Raw genomic sequence first — 15,191 nt, 5'->3', positions numbered from 1 at the left:
GTCTCCTTGTCTGTGGCGGACTGCCTCGCCTGAAGGCTTTCGTTGGCTGACTGAGTGGCGCTGCTTCACTCGCTTGCCGTGCCTGGGCATTCAAGGTAGGTCATCGCCTCGATGTTGTTGCCATCGGGATCGCGCAGGAAGGCGGCGTAGTAATTGGGGGCATAGTGGGGACGCAGCCCCGGCAGCCCATTGCAGGCAAAACCTGCCTTGATCCCCGCGTGATGGAACGCATCCACCTGGGGCGCGTCGTCGGCCCTGAATGCGAGATGGCAGGAGGCGCCCTGCTGCCCCCGCTCAATCAGGAAGCCCACGTGATCGCGGCCCATCAGGCCAAAACCGGCAGCCGTCTCATCAGACCATTTGAGTTCTATCAAAAGAGGAGCCAGTACGGTGGCGTAGAAGTGCTGACAGGAGTCAAAACGCACCACCTTGATTTCAACATGATCGAACACTGTCATTCCTTGTGCTGTCTGAGGGCAGAGCGGGCCCTCGGCACCGCCATCGGATCCCGTGATGATGGGTACCGAATGACCACAATAAGCCAGTTTGACGCCAGGCAGGGAGAGGGCAAGGCGCATAACTGCGTGCTCTGTCAAAGATTTCTCATCCAGAGGCCGGCGGGCTTTGCCTCTCCTTGGCCAAGCTTGCCCGGTTTTGTTGCTTGGCGAAGGCTACGAGCTCTGTTATGGTATGCTCAGTTAGCCGTTTGGATGGCTAGATGGTTGTGCGCTGACTGCATGTTCGCGCCCCCGACCGCTCACCGTTTTGATGATCATGTTGACAGGGAGTATTTATGCAACGTCGTTCCTTCTTCACCCTTTCCGCCCTGGCGTTGCTCGCCAGCAGCCTGCCTCTGTCCGCCTTTGCCATCGATGAGGCGAAGAAAGAGATCGTCATCGGCACCACGGTTGGCGACTTTGCCGACATGGTCACCGACGCCATCAAGCCGCAGCTCGAAGCCAAGGGCTACAAGGTCAAACTGGTGGAGTTCACCGATTACGTGACCCCCAATATCGCCCTGGCGGACGGGTCGCTTGACGTCAACTGCTTCCAGCACAAGCCCTATCTGGAGAGCTTCGCCAAAGACCGGGGTCTCTCTCTGGCGCCCATCACCCAGGTACCTACCGGTCCCATGGGGCTCTACGCCGGCAAGCTGGGGGATCTGAAGGCGGTGAAAGATGGAAGCACGGTCGCCATCCCGAACGATCCCACCAACCAGGCGCGGGCACTGCTGATGTTGCAGGATCTGGGCTGGCTGAGCCTCAAGGAGGGGATCAATCCCCTCAAGGCGAGCGAGTTCGACGTGGTGAAGAACCCCCACAACCTCAAGCTGGTGCTGCTGGAAGCGGCGCAGCTGCCGCGCTCCCGTGAGGATGTGGACTTCTCCGTCATCAACGGCAACTTTGCCGCCTCAAGCGGGATCCCGTTCAGCTCCGGCCTCTTCCTCGAGCGCAGCTATGACTTCATCAACTGGGTGGTGGTCAAGAGCGCCGATGCGGGCAAGCCGTTCGCCAAGGATGTGGCGGCCGCCTACAACTCCCCCGAATTCAAGGCTTATGCCGCCAAGCGCTTCGTCGGCTACAAGTATCCCGAGGGCTGGCAGCAGAAGGGGTGAGTGGCGTACAAGCGATAAAAACGGGCACCCAGGTGCCCGTTTTTTATTGGAGGTCAGTAGTGGCGCAACCACCAGCGGGCGGCCAGGAGGGCGGTAAGGCTGCCAAGCAGGGCGCTTGCCAGCACATCCAGGGGCCAGTGCATGCCGATAAGGGTGCGCGAGAGGCCGATCCCGATGGCCCAGAGTGGCAGCAGCCAGGCCCCGGCGGGTGCCCGGGCCAGCCAGATCAGGCCGAAGAACTGGGCGAGGCTCATGGCGGCGATGCTGTGACCGGAGGGAAAGGCGTAGTTGACCTCTGCCTGCCAGTGCTGGCCGAGCCAGGCGGGCAGCGCCAGCAACTGGGTCGCGGCGTGGACCTGTTCGCTGCGAAGGGCCTGGCTTCCCCCATAGAACTGGCGGATGGCGGGGATCAGCTCCTGGCTCTCCAGCCAGATGAGGTAGGGCCTGGGCTCCTCGGTCAGCAGCTTGATGAGGCTCTTGATGACCCAGTCGCTCGCCAGCACGGCAAAGAGGGCGCCAGCCAGCGCCAGCAGGGCGCGACCGTCCAGCGTCAGCTTGTGTCTTGTGAGCAGCAGCAGGGCGGCGATGGTGAAGAGCAGCCCCGGCAAGTCCACCATGCGGGTGAGGGCGTAGGGCCACCATAGCCAGTCTGATTGCAGGGCCTGGGTCATGAACGGCTGCCAGGGCAGGCAGACGAGCAGCAGCAGGGGAAGGAGCAGGAGGGCATTGAAATGAAGCACCTTGCGGCGTGGCAACGAAGAGGAGTGAGTCGGCATCAAGGGGTCCGGTTCGGTGGCGCGAGCGGCTAAAAAGAGGCGTCATTGTGCCAGTCAGGTTGCTCTGGTCAAGGCGAAGGGGGCGAGGGCAACAGGCTGTTACATATGATGCTGCCGGGCATCGTGCCCGCACCTGAGGCCGGGAGGCGAAAAGATGGCCGCAGAGAGGTCTGCCAACAAGCCTCTGAAAATCCGTCGCGTTTGGGCTAGAATGGCGCGCCTGTGGCCCTTGTGGACGAGATGCGTGCCGATGAAGATCGTCGTTGATGAAAATATGCCCCATGCGGTGGAGCTGTTTGCGGAATTTGGTGAAGTGGTTCCCCTGCCGGGACGAGAAATAAAGGCCGCGGATCTGCAAGAGGCGGATGTGCTGCTGGTGCGCTCCGTGACCCGGGTCAACGAAGCGCTCCTGGCGAGTTGCCCTAGGCTGGGGTTTGTCGGCACGGCCACCATCGGTACGGATCACATCGATCAGGGGCTGCTGGCGGCGCGGGGCATCCCCTTCTTCAGCGCCCCCGGCTGCAACAAGGTGTCGGTGGGGGACTACGTGCTCTCCGCCCTGCTGGTTCTGGCGGAACGCCATGAGCTGAACTTGAGCGAGATGAGCCTCGCTGTCATCGGCGCCGGCAACACCGGCGAGAGCGTGGCCGGCAAGGCCGAGGCGCTCGGGATGAAGGTGCTGCGCTGCGACCCGCCCCTGGCCCGTAGCGGCGCCGCTGGCGACTTCGTGGATTACCGCACTGCCCTGGATGCCGACATCGTCAGCTTCCATGTCCCCTATCTTCGTGAAGGGGATGAGGCCACCTTCCACCTGCTGGGAGCCGAGGAGATCGCCGAGCGTCCGGCCGGGCAGATCCTCATCAACGCCTCCCGCGGCGAGGTGTGGGACAACCGTGCCCTGCTTGTCCGCCAGCAGGGACCCCATCCCCTGCGACTGGTGATGGACGTGTGGGAAGGAGAGCCGGAGCCCCTCAAGGAACTGGTGCCCCATACCGAGCTGGCCACCCCGCACATCGCCGGTTACAGCCTGGAAGGCAAGGCCCGTGGCACCTGGATGCTCTATGAGGCGCTGTGCCGGCAACTGGGGCGCACCCCGCGCCAGGATCTGCAATCCCTGCTGCCTGCCCCCGAGGTGCGCGAGCTGACGCCGGGGCAGCCGGCGGATCAGGCGCTCATCAAGCAGCTTGTCCACCTTGTTTATGACGTGCGCCGGGACGACGCCCGTTTTCGCAACCGGATCGGGCTGCCCGCCAGCTTCGATGAGCAGCGCAAGCGCTACCCCGAGCGGCGCGAATTGGGCGCCCTGCAACTGAAAGGGCCCTTCGCCGACGACAGACTGGCCCGACTGGGCTTTGCCGTCTCGGAGCAATAGACCCGATTTCAACAAGGGGAGGGGCTTGCCCAGGCGGCGCCTCCCCCCGGCCCGGCATCATGGCGGGCCTGTCATCAAACCGATACGCGTGCCAGCCGGGGCCCTCATGCCCGGCCCCGACGGGCCGCATCACAGGAGAACAGATCAGTGAGTCAGCAATTCAACGTAGCGGTATTGGGTGCCAGCGGCGCCGTGGGTCAGGCCATGATCGAGATCCTGGAGGAGCGCGCCTTCCCGGTAGCGACCCTCTATCCGCTTGCCTCCAGTCGCAGCGCTGGGGACACGGTGCGTTTTGGCGGCAAGAACGTCGACATCCTTGACGTGGAGGCCTTTGACTGGAGCCAGGTGGAGATTGCACTCTTCTCCGCCGGTGCCGAGGTCTCGGCCAAATGGGCGCCCATCGCCGCCGAGCACGGCTGCATCGTCATCGACAACACCTCCTGCTTCCGCTACGACGAGGACATTCCCCTGGTCATTCCGGAAGTGAACCCGGACGCGCTGGCCGATTTTCGCAACCGCAACATCATCGCCAACCCCAACTGCTCCACCATCCAGATGCTGGTGGCCCTCAAGCCCCTGCACGACGAGGTGGGCATCAGTCGCATCAACGTGGCGACCTACCAATCCGTCTCCGGCTCCGGTAAGGAAGGGGTGAGCGAGCTGGCGGGCCAGACCGCCCACCTGCTCAACGGCCGCCCGGTGGAGCCGACCCTCTATCCGCAGCAGATCGCCTTCAACCTGATCCCGCAGATCGATGCTTTCACCGACAACGGCTACACCCGGGAAGAGATGAAGATGGTGTGGGAGACCCAGAAGATCCTGGGGGATGCCAGCATCGCCGTGAACCCCACCTGCGTGCGGGTGCCGGTCTTCTACGGTCACGCCGAGGCGGTCCATGTGGAGCTGCACCAGCCGCTGGACGCCGAGCAGGTCAAGGAGCTGTTGCGCAATGCCCCGGGCGTCACCCTGTTTGATGATGAAGGGGACTACCCGACCCCGGTGCGCGATGCCACCGGTCAGGATGATGTGATGGTCGGGCGGGTACGCCAGGATATTTCTCATCCGAGTGGTATCAATATGTGGATTGTGGCCGATAACGTTCGTAAGGGCGCGGCAACCAACAGCGTGCAGATTGCCGAACTGCTGGTACGCGACTACCTCTGAGGCCGGATGTCGGCCCCGGGCGGGGAGGGAACCCCGCCTTGATGTGGGGCCCTGGCCCCGGTATGTGACCGGGAACCCACTCTCCGGTTTTTGGAATACCGTGTGATATCAGTGGACTAGGTTTTTTTCTACACTCTGGTTCGCGTCTGGGGCTGCTTTCTGGTCGCCGCCGGGCGCGAAATATGTCGGATCGCTGGCTTGAGACCGGCGCCTGATTTATATTGAGCCGATTGTTTTGGGGTAACTATCCAGATTTTTCAATGTGATAGGGCCGTCATACGAAGGAACGAATATGGGACATTCCCGCATAACGCTGGCAACGCTACTCGCATTGGGGCTTCTGGGCACGGTTCAGGCCGAAGAGGGGGCGCGAGAACCCTTCTTTGTCGAACTCAAGGGACCGGATGGCTCACCGCCCCCCGCGGTGCAACCAGAGCCCCGGGCCCAGCCCGTGGCGCCCGTCACCCTGCCCAGAGCCCAGCCCATCGTGCGTCAGGTGCCTGCTGCATCGGCTGGCAGTTATGGTCCCGTGCGTCCCACCGATACCCTCTGGAGTCTGGCGAGCAAGCATCGCCCGTCCAACCGGGTAAGCGTCTACCAGACCATGGTGGCCATCTATGACAAGAACCCCCGAAGCTTCGCAGACGGCAACATCAACCATATTCTGGTGGGTTCCCACATCCTGCTGCCCACCGCCGCAGAGGCGGGGCGCATCACGGATGCCGAAGCACGCCGTCGCTTCAACAGCGACAACGCGAGCTGGAAGGGGCTGAGCCCCAAATACCTGGCCAACAAGCAATCCCACGTCGCCCAGCCGGTGGTGAGCAAGCCTGCTCCGGCCAAGCCGGCTGTGGTGGCCAAGAATACACCGCCCAAGGCGGCGCCGATCCCGGCGGCACCCAAGGCGACGGCTCCAGCTCCCGAGGTGAAGGAGACCGCCAAGGCGGCTGTCTCCACCCCCGTGGTGGTGAGCGCTGCTGCGAGCAGCGCCGCCAGCACGGCGCCGGCGCCCCTGCCCGCCACTGCGGTGGGCAAACCCTCCACCGAGATGGCGCTGGCCCTGGAAGATGCCAACGCCCAGCTCGGCCAGGTCACCGAGATGAACCACAGGCTCAAGCTGCGCCTGCAAGCCCTGACCGAAGAGGTGGAGACCCTCAAGGCCCAGTTGCAGGATCAGACCGCCCTGCAAAAAGAGGTGGCGGAACTCAAGGCCAATCCGACGCCTCCCGTGGTGGCGCCGGTGCCCAAACAGAGCTGGTTGATGGAGCTGCTCTCTTCGCCGCTCAATCTCGCCATGATCATCCTGCTGCCGGTACTCCTGGTGCTTGCCCTGGTCACGCTCTGGCTGCGTGCTCGTGCCCGCCGCGAGCTGGAAGAGCAGGAGAAGAGCCTCTCCGAGTCGACCTCCATGGTCATGGGAGACGAGAACAGCGAGTTTGAGCAGTTGATGACGGTGGGCATCGCGGATGATGAGCCCCTCCATGGCATGCCGGATCTCAACGAGCCGGAAGTGAGCAGGAAGCAAGATGGCGCCAGTGCTGCCGCCGATGTCATCTTCCGGGATGACGAGACGGCGCTCTCCGCTTTTGATGTGGAGCCTGCGGTGACGACGGCGAACCGGGATCCGGATCTGGTGCCCGAGCTGGATCTGGCCCACGAGGGGGACTTCGATCTGCCCGTGGTGCCGGAACTCGATCTCTCCGACGAGCCCACCTCCTCTGCTCGTGGTCATGACGAGATCATGACCGAGGAGGAGCTGCAGGCCGCTCTGTTTGCCGAGCTGGACGCGGATCTGGAAGCGGATCTGGCCCAGGCCCAGGAGGAGAGCCGCAGCCAGCGTGACGAGACACTGGCCAACTTCGATCTGAGCGATCTAGAGACCGGGTTTGGCGAGCCGACCGACGATGAGCTGGCCGCCAAGGCGCCGCACATCGACGAGACGGGGTTCGGCAAGGACGATGTGGACGACATGCTGGCCGAGCTGGGGCTGGAGCCCACCAAGCCGACGGCGTCCGAGTGGGATCCCAGCGAGCTGGCCCTGGCGGACTTCGAGGATGCCTTCGCCGAGGTGGAGTCCCATCAGGGGGAGGTGAAACCCCGCGAACAGGTGCAAGACAGCGACTTCGTTGAAATCGACAAGCTGCTGGCCGATGCCGATGCCAGCAGTACGGAGCAGGAACCCTATCAGGGCTTCTCCCTGGATGTGGGGCTGGACGGTTTCCCCGAGGTACTGCCGGAGTCCAACGGCTTTGATGTGGATGCCGATGACGGCGGGGTGGGGGCCAAGCTGGATCTGGCCCGGGCCTACCTCGAGATCGACGACAAGGAGAGCGCCCGCGAGCTGCTGGAAGAGGCGGTGGCCCAGGGCAGCGAGCACCAGCGCAGCGAGGCGCAGAAGCTGCTCAAGCGCCTGGGCTAGGCAGGCCCTTGTCATCCATGCACCAGAGAGGGCAGCCCGCGGGCTGCCCTCTCTCTTTGGGCGCGGCCTCGCCCGGTCTGGGACTTTTGAGCCCGAGCGCGTATAATCCGCCCCGTTTCTTTCACTGCATCCTTTCATCAGAAGACACCGTTACCCATGCGAATTGCCCTTGGTATTGAATATGACGGCAGCCGGTACTTCGGCTGGCAGCGCCAGCGCGAAGTGATCAGCGTTCAGGAGGAGCTGGAAAAAGCCCTCAGCCGCATCGCCAACCACCCCGTCTCCATCCAGTGTGCCGGTCGCACCGATGCGGGGGTGCATGCCACCGGCCAGGTGATCCACTTCGATACCGAGTCGAACCGCGCAGAAGGCGCCTGGACCCTGGGGCTCAACTCCAACCTGCCCCCTGACATCGCCGTGCGCTGGGTCAGAGAGGTGGACGAGCATTTCCATGCCCGCTTCAGCGCCACCGCCCGTCGCTACCGTTACGTCATCTACAACCACAACTACCGCCCGGCCATCCTCGGCAGTGGCGTCAGTCACTACCACGAAACCATCGATGCGACGCTGATGCACCAGGCGGGCCAGAGCCTGCTGGGGGAGCACGACTTCAGCACCTTCCGGGCTGTCGCCTGTCAGTCCAACACCCCCTGGCGCAATGTGACCCACCTGTGTATCAGCCGTTCCGGCCCCTACATCGTGCTCGACATCAAGGCCAACGCCTTCCTGCATCACATGGTGCGCAACATCACCGGCTCCCTGCTGCTGGTGGGGCAGGGGCTTCAACCGGTGGAGTGGATTGCCGAGGTGCTGGCGGCGAAGGATCGCAACCTGGCGGGCCCGACCGCCAAGGCGGGCGGTCTCTATCTGGTGGATGTGGATTACCCGGCCGAATTCGGGTTGCCCCGGCCGCCCCTCGGCCCGCTGTGGCTGCCGGACTCGGCACCGGGTACGACCAGTTTTTAGTAACTGGGCCCGAAAATTTGTGGTTTAATGATCCGTCGTTTATTGCCATCGAGCCGTTAAGTCATTGAACAATCAAGGCTCGATGTGTTTTGTCAGGCACAAATGCATTAAGGAATTCCATGAGCTGGCTTGAGAAGATCCTTCCCAAGAGCAAGATCACCACACCGCGTCGTCACAACATTCCGGAAGGGGTGTGGACCAAGTGTACTGCTTGCGAACAGGTGCTCTACCGGGCAGAGCTGGAGCGCAATCTCGAAGTGTGCCCCAAGTGTGACCATCATATGCGCATCAGCGCACGTGCCCGTCTCGAGAGCTTCCTCGACGCCGAGGGACGCAGCGAAGTCGCGGCCGAGCTGGAGCCGCAAGACATCCTGAAATTCAAGGATTCCAAGCGCTACAAGGATCGTTTGTCTGCCGCCCAGAAAGAGACGGGCGAGAAGGATGCGCTGGTGGTGATGAAGGGCACCCTCAAAGGGGTACCGGTCGTCGCCTGTTCATTCGAGTTCTCCTTCATCGGGGGCTCCATGTCCTCCGTGGTCGGTGCCCGCTTCGTGCGCGCCGTCGAGGAGAGCATCAAGGAGGGCCGCGGCCTGGTCTGCTTCTCCACCTCCGGTGGTGCGCGGATGCAGGAAGCCCTGTTCTCCCTGATGCAGATGGCCAAGACCAGTGCGGCCCTAGATCGCCTCACCAAGGCGGGCCTGCCCTTCATCTCCGTGCTGACCGACCCCACCATGGGTGGCGTCTCCGCGAGTCTGGCCATGCTGGGTGACATCAACGTAGGCGAACCCAAGGCGCTGATCGGCTTTGCCGGCCCCCGCGTCATCGAGCAGACCGTGCGCGAGAAACTGCCGGAAGGCTTCCAGCGCTCCGAGTTCCTGCTGGAGAAGGGCGCCATCGATCTCATCATCGACAGGCGCGAAATGCGCAACCGTCTGGCCGGTCTGCTGGCCAAGCTGATGAACACTCAGGTCATCGAAGACTGAAGATGAGTTCACACATGCAACAATCCCAAAGCCGGTCGCTGGTCGACTGGCTTTCTTATTTGGAGCAGATCCACCCGGCCAACATCGACATGGGGCTGGAGCGGGTCGGCACGGTTGCCCGCCGAATGGGCCTCACCGAACTGCCGTTCAAGGTGATCACGGTGGCGGGCACCAACGGCAAGGGCTCCTCTTGCGCCATGGCGGCCAGCATCCTGATGGCCGCTGGCTACCGGGTCGGTGTCTACTCCTCCCCCCATCTGCTGCGCTTTACCGAGCGGGTGCGCGTCAATGGCCAGGAGCTGGCCGATGGCGATCACTGCGCGGCCTTTGCCGAGGTGGAAGCCGCCCGGGGCGACATCGCCCTCACCTTCTTCGAGTTCGCCACCCTGGCGGGTCTGTGGCTGTTTCGCCGCGCCGCGCCCGATGTGCTCTTGCTGGAAGTGGGGCTGGGGGGGCGGCTCGATGCCACCAATGTGGTGGAATCGGACGTCGCCCTGATCACCTCCATTGCCCTGGATCACTGCGACTGGCTCGGGGATACTCGGGAGGCGGTGGCGGTGGAGAAAGCCGGCGTCTATCGCAAAGGTAAACCCGCCATCAGCGGGGAGCCCAATCCGCCGTCGACCATCGCAAGCGAAGCGGCGCGCCTCGGCGCCTGCCTGCGTCAGGTCGGCATCGATTTTCGTGGTGACGAGCATGAAGGTGACTGGGATTATCACGGCCTGCACCACTGGTCGGGATTGCCCAAACCGGCCCTGCCGCTGATGAATGCGGTCACCGTGCTGGCGGCGCTGGAGTCCCTCGGTCTGCCATTGGCGGAGTCCGCCATCCGCGACGGCCTGGCCAATGCCCGCCTCGCTGGCCGGATGCAGCAGTTGCAAACCTCGCCGTTGGTCATCGTCGACGTGGCCCACAATCCCCACTCTGCCGCCTATCTCGCCAGCCAGTTGCGCCAGCTCCCCGGCAAGGGCAAGGGCAAGCGCCGCGCCGTGGTTGGCATGCTCAAGGACAAGGACATGGCGGGGTCGCTGGCCGAGCTTGACGGTCTGATTGACGAGTGGTTCCTGGCAAGCCTCCACGGCCCGCGCGCGGCCACGGCCGACCAGTTGGCGACGGCCCTTGGCAGCGGCCGGGGCGCGGCGCTCACCTTTGCCAGCGTGGGGGATGCCTACGGCGCCGCCTTGGCCGCATCGAGTCCTGACGATATGGTCATTGTGTTCGGCTCGTTTTACACTGTCGCCGACGTGCTGGCTCTGGGCTCGGTCTGAGCCGTTCGCTCCCCTGGCTCCGTCAACGTGACGACGGGCCGGGTTTTGCACTGGATAATCCCCTTTCAGGCCAAGTGGGTGGCGAGGGACCCGGCTTCGCCAGCCGGCGTGAGGGGAGGCGTTCTTTGCGAAGTGTGCAAGATTGCAATGGATCCTAAGTAACATGGGTGGAAATTAACTTGGCTTCGAAGTTTCAAAACAGATTGGTGGGGACCGTCATCCTGGTCGCCCTGGTGGTCATCTTTCTGCCGGACCTGATGGACGGCAACAAGCTGGAGCAGAAGGACGAGGCCTTTGCCAAGATCCCCCTGCGTCCGGAGCTGGAGCCCGCCAAGCCTGCGCTTCAGGTCTCGGCGGCGAGCACCCTGCCGGCCGAGCATCTGGCGAGTCAGCAGCAGGCCTCTGCCGCGACCCAGTGGCAGGTAGAGGAGATTGGCGATACCGTGACCCTGGCCAATCAGGGGGGAGCCAATCCAGCGGGAGCCAGTCAGGCTCCCATCACCCAGCAGCAGCCGGTACAGGCCGTGGCGCAACCCAAGCCCCAGCCCAAACCCGAGCCCAAGCCGGAAGTGATCGCCAAGAAACCGGTGGAGCAGCCCAAACCCAAGCCGGTGCCAACCAAGCCGGTAGAGGTGCAAAAACCGGTGGAGGCCAAGCCACAGGCGGGCCAGATCAAGACCATGGATGATCTTATCGCGAGCAAGATGGCCCAGCCGACTACGGCACCGGCAGCAGCAGCCCCGGCTCAGGGGAGCTGGATCCTGCAGCTCGGCGCCTTCAAGAATGCAGACAGCGTCAATGCCCTGGTGAGCAAGCTGAGGGCGGCGGGCTACTCGGCCCAGACGTCGCCGAGAACTCCGGTGCAGGGGCAGATCAACCGGGTCTTCATCGGGCCGGATGTCTCCAAGGCCAAGTTGCAGGGCATGCAGAGCCGGATCAGCCAGATGACGGGCTTGAGCGGCTCCGTGGTGGCCTACAACCCCTGACAGGACGATGAAATGAAAAGACCGCGCCTCATGGCAACATGGGCGCGGTCTTTTTTTGTGTCCAACACGGGGGAGGCAGTGTGGCTATCGGGCTGCCGAGGAGGCCTAGATGCACTTCACCGGCTTGGGGAGGCCTGCGATCTTGGTGGCCTGCTTGGCGGGGCCTTCCGGGAATAACTTGTAGAGGTAGCGGCTGTTGCCCTTCTCCGGGCCGTACTGCTTTTCCATCGCCTTGACCAGGGCGCGGATGGCGGGGGAGGTGTTGAACTCCAGATAGAAGGCCCGTACGAAACGCACCACTTCCCAGTGGGGATCCTCCAGCACTATCCCCTCTTTCTCGGCCAGCACCAAGGCCAGCGCCTCGCTCCATTGCTCGCTGTGGCGCAGATAGCCCTGGGCATCGGTCTCGATGAGTTGGCCGTTGAACTGCAAATGGTGTGGCTCGGACATGACGCTTCCTCGAAAAGGCTATCTCAATGGGGCGGGCATGGTAGCGCCTTGCGTCCCGTCCGGCAACCGGGCGGCGCTTGGCACCTGCCTCGGGTGGGACTGGCCCGGCGGCTATGTCCGGCTAGGTTCGACCCTGACCTGTCAGCAACTGGCCGTCGTTGGCCAGCACCAACAGCTCGTCTGCCAACTGGCTGATGAGGGAGAGCTGCTGGCTCAGCATCAGCTGCTCCTCGCTGCTCTCCGGAGCGATGGTTGGACAGGCTCCCGCGAGCGGCGTCGGCATCTGCCCCGCCAGGTGACCGGCGGCCTGCTCCAGGGTCTGGCTGATGTGGCGGCTTATCTCCTCCAGCCCCTCGATGGGCTCGAGTTTGTCGCGATGGGCCCCGAGCGCCGAGATATAGGAGAGCAGGGCATGGTTGCGCCAGGTGAGGGTAAAGCAGAGATCCAGGAAGCGGCGGCGCTTGCTCGGCTCCACCAGCATGCTCTGCCAGGCCATGGCCAGCTCGCTGTCGGCGAGGTGGGCACACTTGCGGGCCACCCGGTAGTCCAGGGATTCATCCCGTTGGCGATGCAGGCTGGCGAGTACCGCCGAGAGGTACTTCGCATTGGCGGACAGGGAGTTGGCGATAAGGGTCGGCAACCGCTTGTATTGCCAGTCGGGCCAGAGCCAGGCCACCAGGGCGTAGGAGAGCAGGCAGCCGAGCAGGGTATCGAGCAGCCGGGGTCCCAGGATGGCGAAGCCGATGCCATCCAGCAGGTTGAACGCCATCAGCACGTAGAGGGTGATGAAGCAGACGGCGGCGCTGTAGTTGCTGCGCACCTGGGTGAAAAACAGGAAGGCGGCAAGCCCCATGATCCCCAGTTGCAGGTGCAGCTCGGGGAAGAACCAGAGCACGGGCACGCCGATGAGGATACCGGCGAAGGTGCCGAGCATCCGCTGCACCAGGCGACGGCGGGTGGCGCTGTAGCTCGGCTGGCAGACGAACAATACGGTGAGCAGGATCCAGTACCCCTTGTCCAGGTGAAACGCCTGCAGAATGCCATAGCCCACGACCAGCCCGAGGGAGAGCCGCAGGGCATGGCGAAACACCATGGAGTTCGGGGTCAGGTGCTGCCTGAGCAATGCCAGCAGGGGCAGGGCGATCGGCCGTGCCAGGGGAGGCAGGCTGGTGGGCGGCGCGGCGGGGTTTTGCAGCTCTTCGGCGCTTTGCAGCAACTGGTTGATGCTGGCCAGGTTGCGACGCAGGAACTTCATCGGTGTCAGCAGGGTCTTGGGGTAGTGCTGCTTGAGGTGGGTGAACTCCAGCTGATCGCCGAGGGCCTCCAGGGTCCAGTGAATGCGTTTGTGGTGGGTGTAGGGCTTGTGCACCAGGATGGCGTAGCCAAGCTGCTGACATGCGTCGGCAAGCTGTGACAGCACCTCTTGGAAGCCGTCGAGGACGATGCCCTGCTTGAGCTCTGCTTCCAGCTTGCTGTAAGGGTAGTGGCTGGAGGTGGCCCGCTCCTGGATCTCCAGGGCAAGCAGGTAGAGGCGCAGCAGGCCCGCGAGCTCGGGGGCAACCCCGTGGCGGCCGGGGGCATGAAGACGGGCATTGAGCGCCGTCTTGGCCTGGTTCAGGGCATTGACCAGGTTGATGTTGAGCTGGGCCAGATTGTGGCGGATGGCCTGGGCGCCGTGTTCGTCGGCCGGGAAGAAGCGGGATTTCTCCTGCAAGTAGCGGGCGAGGGCGAAGTAGCTCTGGGCCAGTTGCTCGTGCAGGGTCTTGTAGGGCAGCAGCCAGAGCCAGACCAGGGACACCAGGCCGTACCAGAGGGCCCCGGCGCACAGGGCCAGCGGCTGATAGAAGAGATCCGGCGCCTTGGCGGCCCCCAGCATGGTGTAGATGGCAATCAGCAGGGAACCAAAGCTGATGGTGGCGTAGCGCTGGCCGAGGGCCCCCACCATCACGAAGAGGAAGGTGGAGCCCGCGAGCCCGATGGCAAAGAGCCAGGGTGTGGGGAAGAGATACTGCACGCACAATGAGGCGAACAGGAAGCAGAGCAGGGTCATGGCGAGGTTCTTGACCCGGCCCCAAAGGCTGTCGTCGGTCTCGGCGATGGCGCCGGCCACCACCCCAAGGGAGAGCAGCACGGTGAGCTGGATGTCACCGGTAGCCAGCGCGAAGGCGAGCAGCCCCGCGATGGCGAGCAGGACCTTGAGGGCGAAATAGATGTGGCTGTCTGTCAGCAGCCGGCGCAGCAGGCCGGAAAAATCCATCGGCATGCTAGGCACCACCCTTGAACGAGGTGAAATCGATGTGGCTGTCGGTCAGCAGACGGCGCAATAAACCTGAGAAGTCCATGGGCATGGGATGAAGGCAACCCTTGAGCGAAACGAAAGCGACAGCATAACCCGTCGATAACGAAACGGCCCTGATTTGGATCAGGGCCACTTCGCTTCATATCCTTGATTTGCAACTTATCCTGACAGAAATGGGCGCCAATAAAAACCCCGCCGAAGCGGGGTCTTGTGCATATCAAGCATCCATCAGTTGCGGTTGCCGCCAAGCAGGCTCAGCAGGCTCAAGAAGATGTTGTAGATGGAGACATACAGGGTGACGGTGGCAGAGATGTAGTTGGTCTCGCCGCCGCGCACGATCTGCTGGGTGGTCAGCAGGATGGCACCGGAGGAGAAGAGCATGAACATGGCGGACAGGGCCAGGCTCAGGGCGCTCATCTGCAGGAAGATGTTGGCGACCATGGCAACCAGCAGTACCCAGAACCCGACGAACAGCATGCCGCCGAGGAAGGAGAGGTCCCGCTTGGTGGTCAGGGCATAGGCAGACAGGCCGAAGAAGGTGAGCGCAGTACCGCCCAGCGCCGTCATCACGATCTCGCCGCCGCCGTTGTTCATGTACATGTTGATGATGGGGCCGAGGCTATAGCCCAGCAGGCCGGTCAGGGCGAAGGTGAACACCAGCCCCATGCCGTTGTCACGGTTCTTCTCGGTCAGGAACATCAGGCCGTAGACACCGATGAGGAACACGGCCCAGTGCAGGGGCGGCATGTTCATGACGGTCGCTACCCCGGCTACCACGGCTGAGAAGCCAAGAGTGAGGGAGAGCAGCATGTAGGTGTTGCGCAGCACCTTGTTGGTGTCGCGCACGGCACCTTGGGTGCCAGTGTAGATAGAACGGGTATCCATCTTGATGT

The 15,191-nt window shown here is 63.4% G+C and carries 13 protein-coding genes; 8 read left to right on the top strand and 5 right to left on the bottom strand.

Annotation, left to right across the window (positions count from 1 at the left end; genetic code table 11):
• Positions 1-65: 65 nt before the first annotated feature.
• Complete coding sequence (locus OKC41_RS00540; RefSeq protein WP_041214969.1) at positions 66-452, bottom strand: VOC family protein; 387 nt, start codon at positions 450-452, stop codon at positions 66-68.
• Positions 453-793: 341 nt separating this feature from the next.
• On the opposite strand from OKC41_RS00540, the gene OKC41_RS00535 reads away from it, so the two are divergent.
• The gene (locus tag OKC41_RS00535; protein WP_201893686.1) at positions 794-1,615 is read left to right on the top strand and encodes a MetQ/NlpA family ABC transporter substrate-binding protein; all 822 of its coding nucleotides are present in this window, start codon (positions 794-796) and stop codon (positions 1,613-1,615) included.
• A 53-nt stretch (positions 1,616-1,668) separates the two neighbouring features.
• Here OKC41_RS00535 and OKC41_RS00530 read toward each other — a convergent pair whose 3' ends face one another.
• The gene (locus OKC41_RS00530) at positions 1,669-2,391 is read right to left on the bottom strand and encodes a phosphatase PAP2 family protein (protein ID WP_201893690.1); all 723 of its coding nucleotides are present in this window, start codon (positions 2,389-2,391) and stop codon (positions 1,669-1,671) included.
• A gap of 250 nt (positions 2,392-2,641) precedes the next feature.
• On the opposite strand from OKC41_RS00530, the gene OKC41_RS00525 reads away from it, so the two are divergent.
• From OKC41_RS00525 to dedD, 7 genes are all read left to right on the top strand, one after another.
• Entirely contained in the window at positions 2,642-3,763 is a 1,122-nt protein-coding gene (locus OKC41_RS00525) for a 4-phosphoerythronate dehydrogenase (protein WP_201893692.1), read from the top strand.
• Between the two features lie 147 nt (positions 3,764-3,910).
• Entirely contained in the window at positions 3,911-4,927 is a 1,017-nt protein-coding gene (locus OKC41_RS00520; protein ID WP_041214974.1) for an aspartate-semialdehyde dehydrogenase, read from the top strand.
• A gap of 292 nt (positions 4,928-5,219) precedes the next feature.
• Positions 5,220-7,346, top strand: coding sequence for a FimV/HubP family polar landmark protein (locus OKC41_RS00515; RefSeq protein WP_201893694.1), 2,127 nt, complete (start codon positions 5,220-5,222; stop codon positions 7,344-7,346).
• Positions 7,347-7,502: 156 nt separating this feature from the next.
• Positions 7,503-8,312, top strand: a complete 810-nt coding sequence (gene truA / locus OKC41_RS00510; protein ID WP_201893696.1) for a tRNA pseudouridine(38-40) synthase TruA — start codon at positions 7,503-7,505, stop codon at positions 8,310-8,312.
• A gap of 119 nt (positions 8,313-8,431) precedes the next feature.
• Positions 8,432-9,295: an acetyl-CoA carboxylase, carboxyltransferase subunit beta gene (gene accD, locus OKC41_RS00505; protein ID WP_010675139.1), complete on the top strand. Its 864-nt coding sequence runs from the start codon at positions 8,432-8,434 to the stop codon at positions 9,293-9,295.
• A gap of 2 nt (positions 9,296-9,297) precedes the next feature.
• Positions 9,298-10,563, top strand: coding sequence for a bifunctional tetrahydrofolate synthase/dihydrofolate synthase (folC, locus tag OKC41_RS00500; protein ID WP_201893697.1), 1,266 nt, complete (start codon positions 9,298-9,300; stop codon positions 10,561-10,563).
• Positions 10,564-10,742: 179 nt separating this feature from the next.
• Positions 10,743-11,549, top strand: a complete 807-nt coding sequence (dedD, locus tag OKC41_RS00495) for a cell division protein DedD (RefSeq protein WP_069785214.1) — start codon at positions 10,743-10,745, stop codon at positions 11,547-11,549.
• 105 nt (positions 11,550-11,654) lie between these two features.
• On the opposite strand, the gene OKC41_RS00490 is transcribed toward dedD, so the two are convergent.
• From OKC41_RS00490 to OKC41_RS00480, 3 genes are all read right to left on the bottom strand, one after another.
• Positions 11,655-11,999, bottom strand: coding sequence for a TusE/DsrC/DsvC family sulfur relay protein (locus OKC41_RS00490; RefSeq protein WP_039038798.1), 345 nt, complete (start codon positions 11,997-11,999; stop codon positions 11,655-11,657).
• Between the two features lie 121 nt (positions 12,000-12,120).
• Complete coding sequence (gene yccS / locus OKC41_RS00485; protein ID WP_201893698.1) at positions 12,121-14,262, bottom strand: YccS family putative transporter; 2,142 nt, start codon at positions 14,260-14,262, stop codon at positions 12,121-12,123.
• Between the two features lie 264 nt (positions 14,263-14,526).
• A complete protein-coding gene (locus tag OKC41_RS00480; protein ID WP_010675134.1) occupies positions 14,527-15,183 on the bottom strand; it encodes a Bax inhibitor-1/YccA family protein in 657 nt (218 codons plus the stop codon).
• Positions 15,184-15,191 lie beyond the last annotated feature (8 nt).

The organism is Aeromonas sp. QDB17, assembly GCF_027705305.1.
Classification (GTDB): domain Bacteria; phylum Pseudomonadota; class Gammaproteobacteria; order Enterobacterales; family Aeromonadaceae; genus Aeromonas; species Aeromonas caviae.
Note: the sequence above shows the minus strand (reverse complement) of the source record. Positions and strands in the feature narration are given on the sequence as shown.

What these genes read in the sequence shown, in the direction of transcription:
- OKC41_RS00535 (WP_201893686.1), top strand. Translation starts at nt 794, where the DNA reads ATGCAACGTCGTTCCTTCTTCACCCTTTCCGCCCTGGCGTTGCTCGCC.
- OKC41_RS00530 (WP_201893690.1), bottom strand. Translation starts at nt 2,391, where the DNA reads ATGCCGACTCACTCCTCTTCGTTGCCACGCCGCAAGGTGCTTCATTTC.
- OKC41_RS00525 (WP_201893692.1), top strand. Translation starts at nt 2,642, where the DNA reads ATGAAGATCGTCGTTGATGAAAATATGCCCCATGCGGTGGAGCTGTTT.
- OKC41_RS00515 (WP_201893694.1), top strand. Translation starts at nt 5,220, where the DNA reads ATGGGACATTCCCGCATAACGCTGGCAACGCTACTCGCATTGGGGCTT.
- truA (WP_201893696.1), top strand. Translation starts at nt 7,503, where the DNA reads ATGCGAATTGCCCTTGGTATTGAATATGACGGCAGCCGGTACTTCGGC.
- accD (WP_010675139.1), top strand. Translation starts at nt 8,432, where the DNA reads ATGAGCTGGCTTGAGAAGATCCTTCCCAAGAGCAAGATCACCACACCG.
- folC (WP_201893697.1), top strand. Translation starts at nt 9,298, where the DNA reads ATGAGTTCACACATGCAACAATCCCAAAGCCGGTCGCTGGTCGACTGG.
- OKC41_RS00490 (WP_039038798.1), bottom strand. Translation starts at nt 11,999, where the DNA reads ATGTCCGAGCCACACCATTTGCAGTTCAACGGCCAACTCATCGAGACC.
- yccS (WP_201893698.1), bottom strand. Translation starts at nt 14,262, where the DNA reads ATGCCGATGGATTTTTCCGGCCTGCTGCGCCGGCTGCTGACAGACAGC.
- OKC41_RS00480 (WP_010675134.1), bottom strand. Translation starts at nt 15,183, where the DNA reads ATGGATACCCGTTCTATCTACACTGGCACCCAAGGTGCCGTGCGCGAC.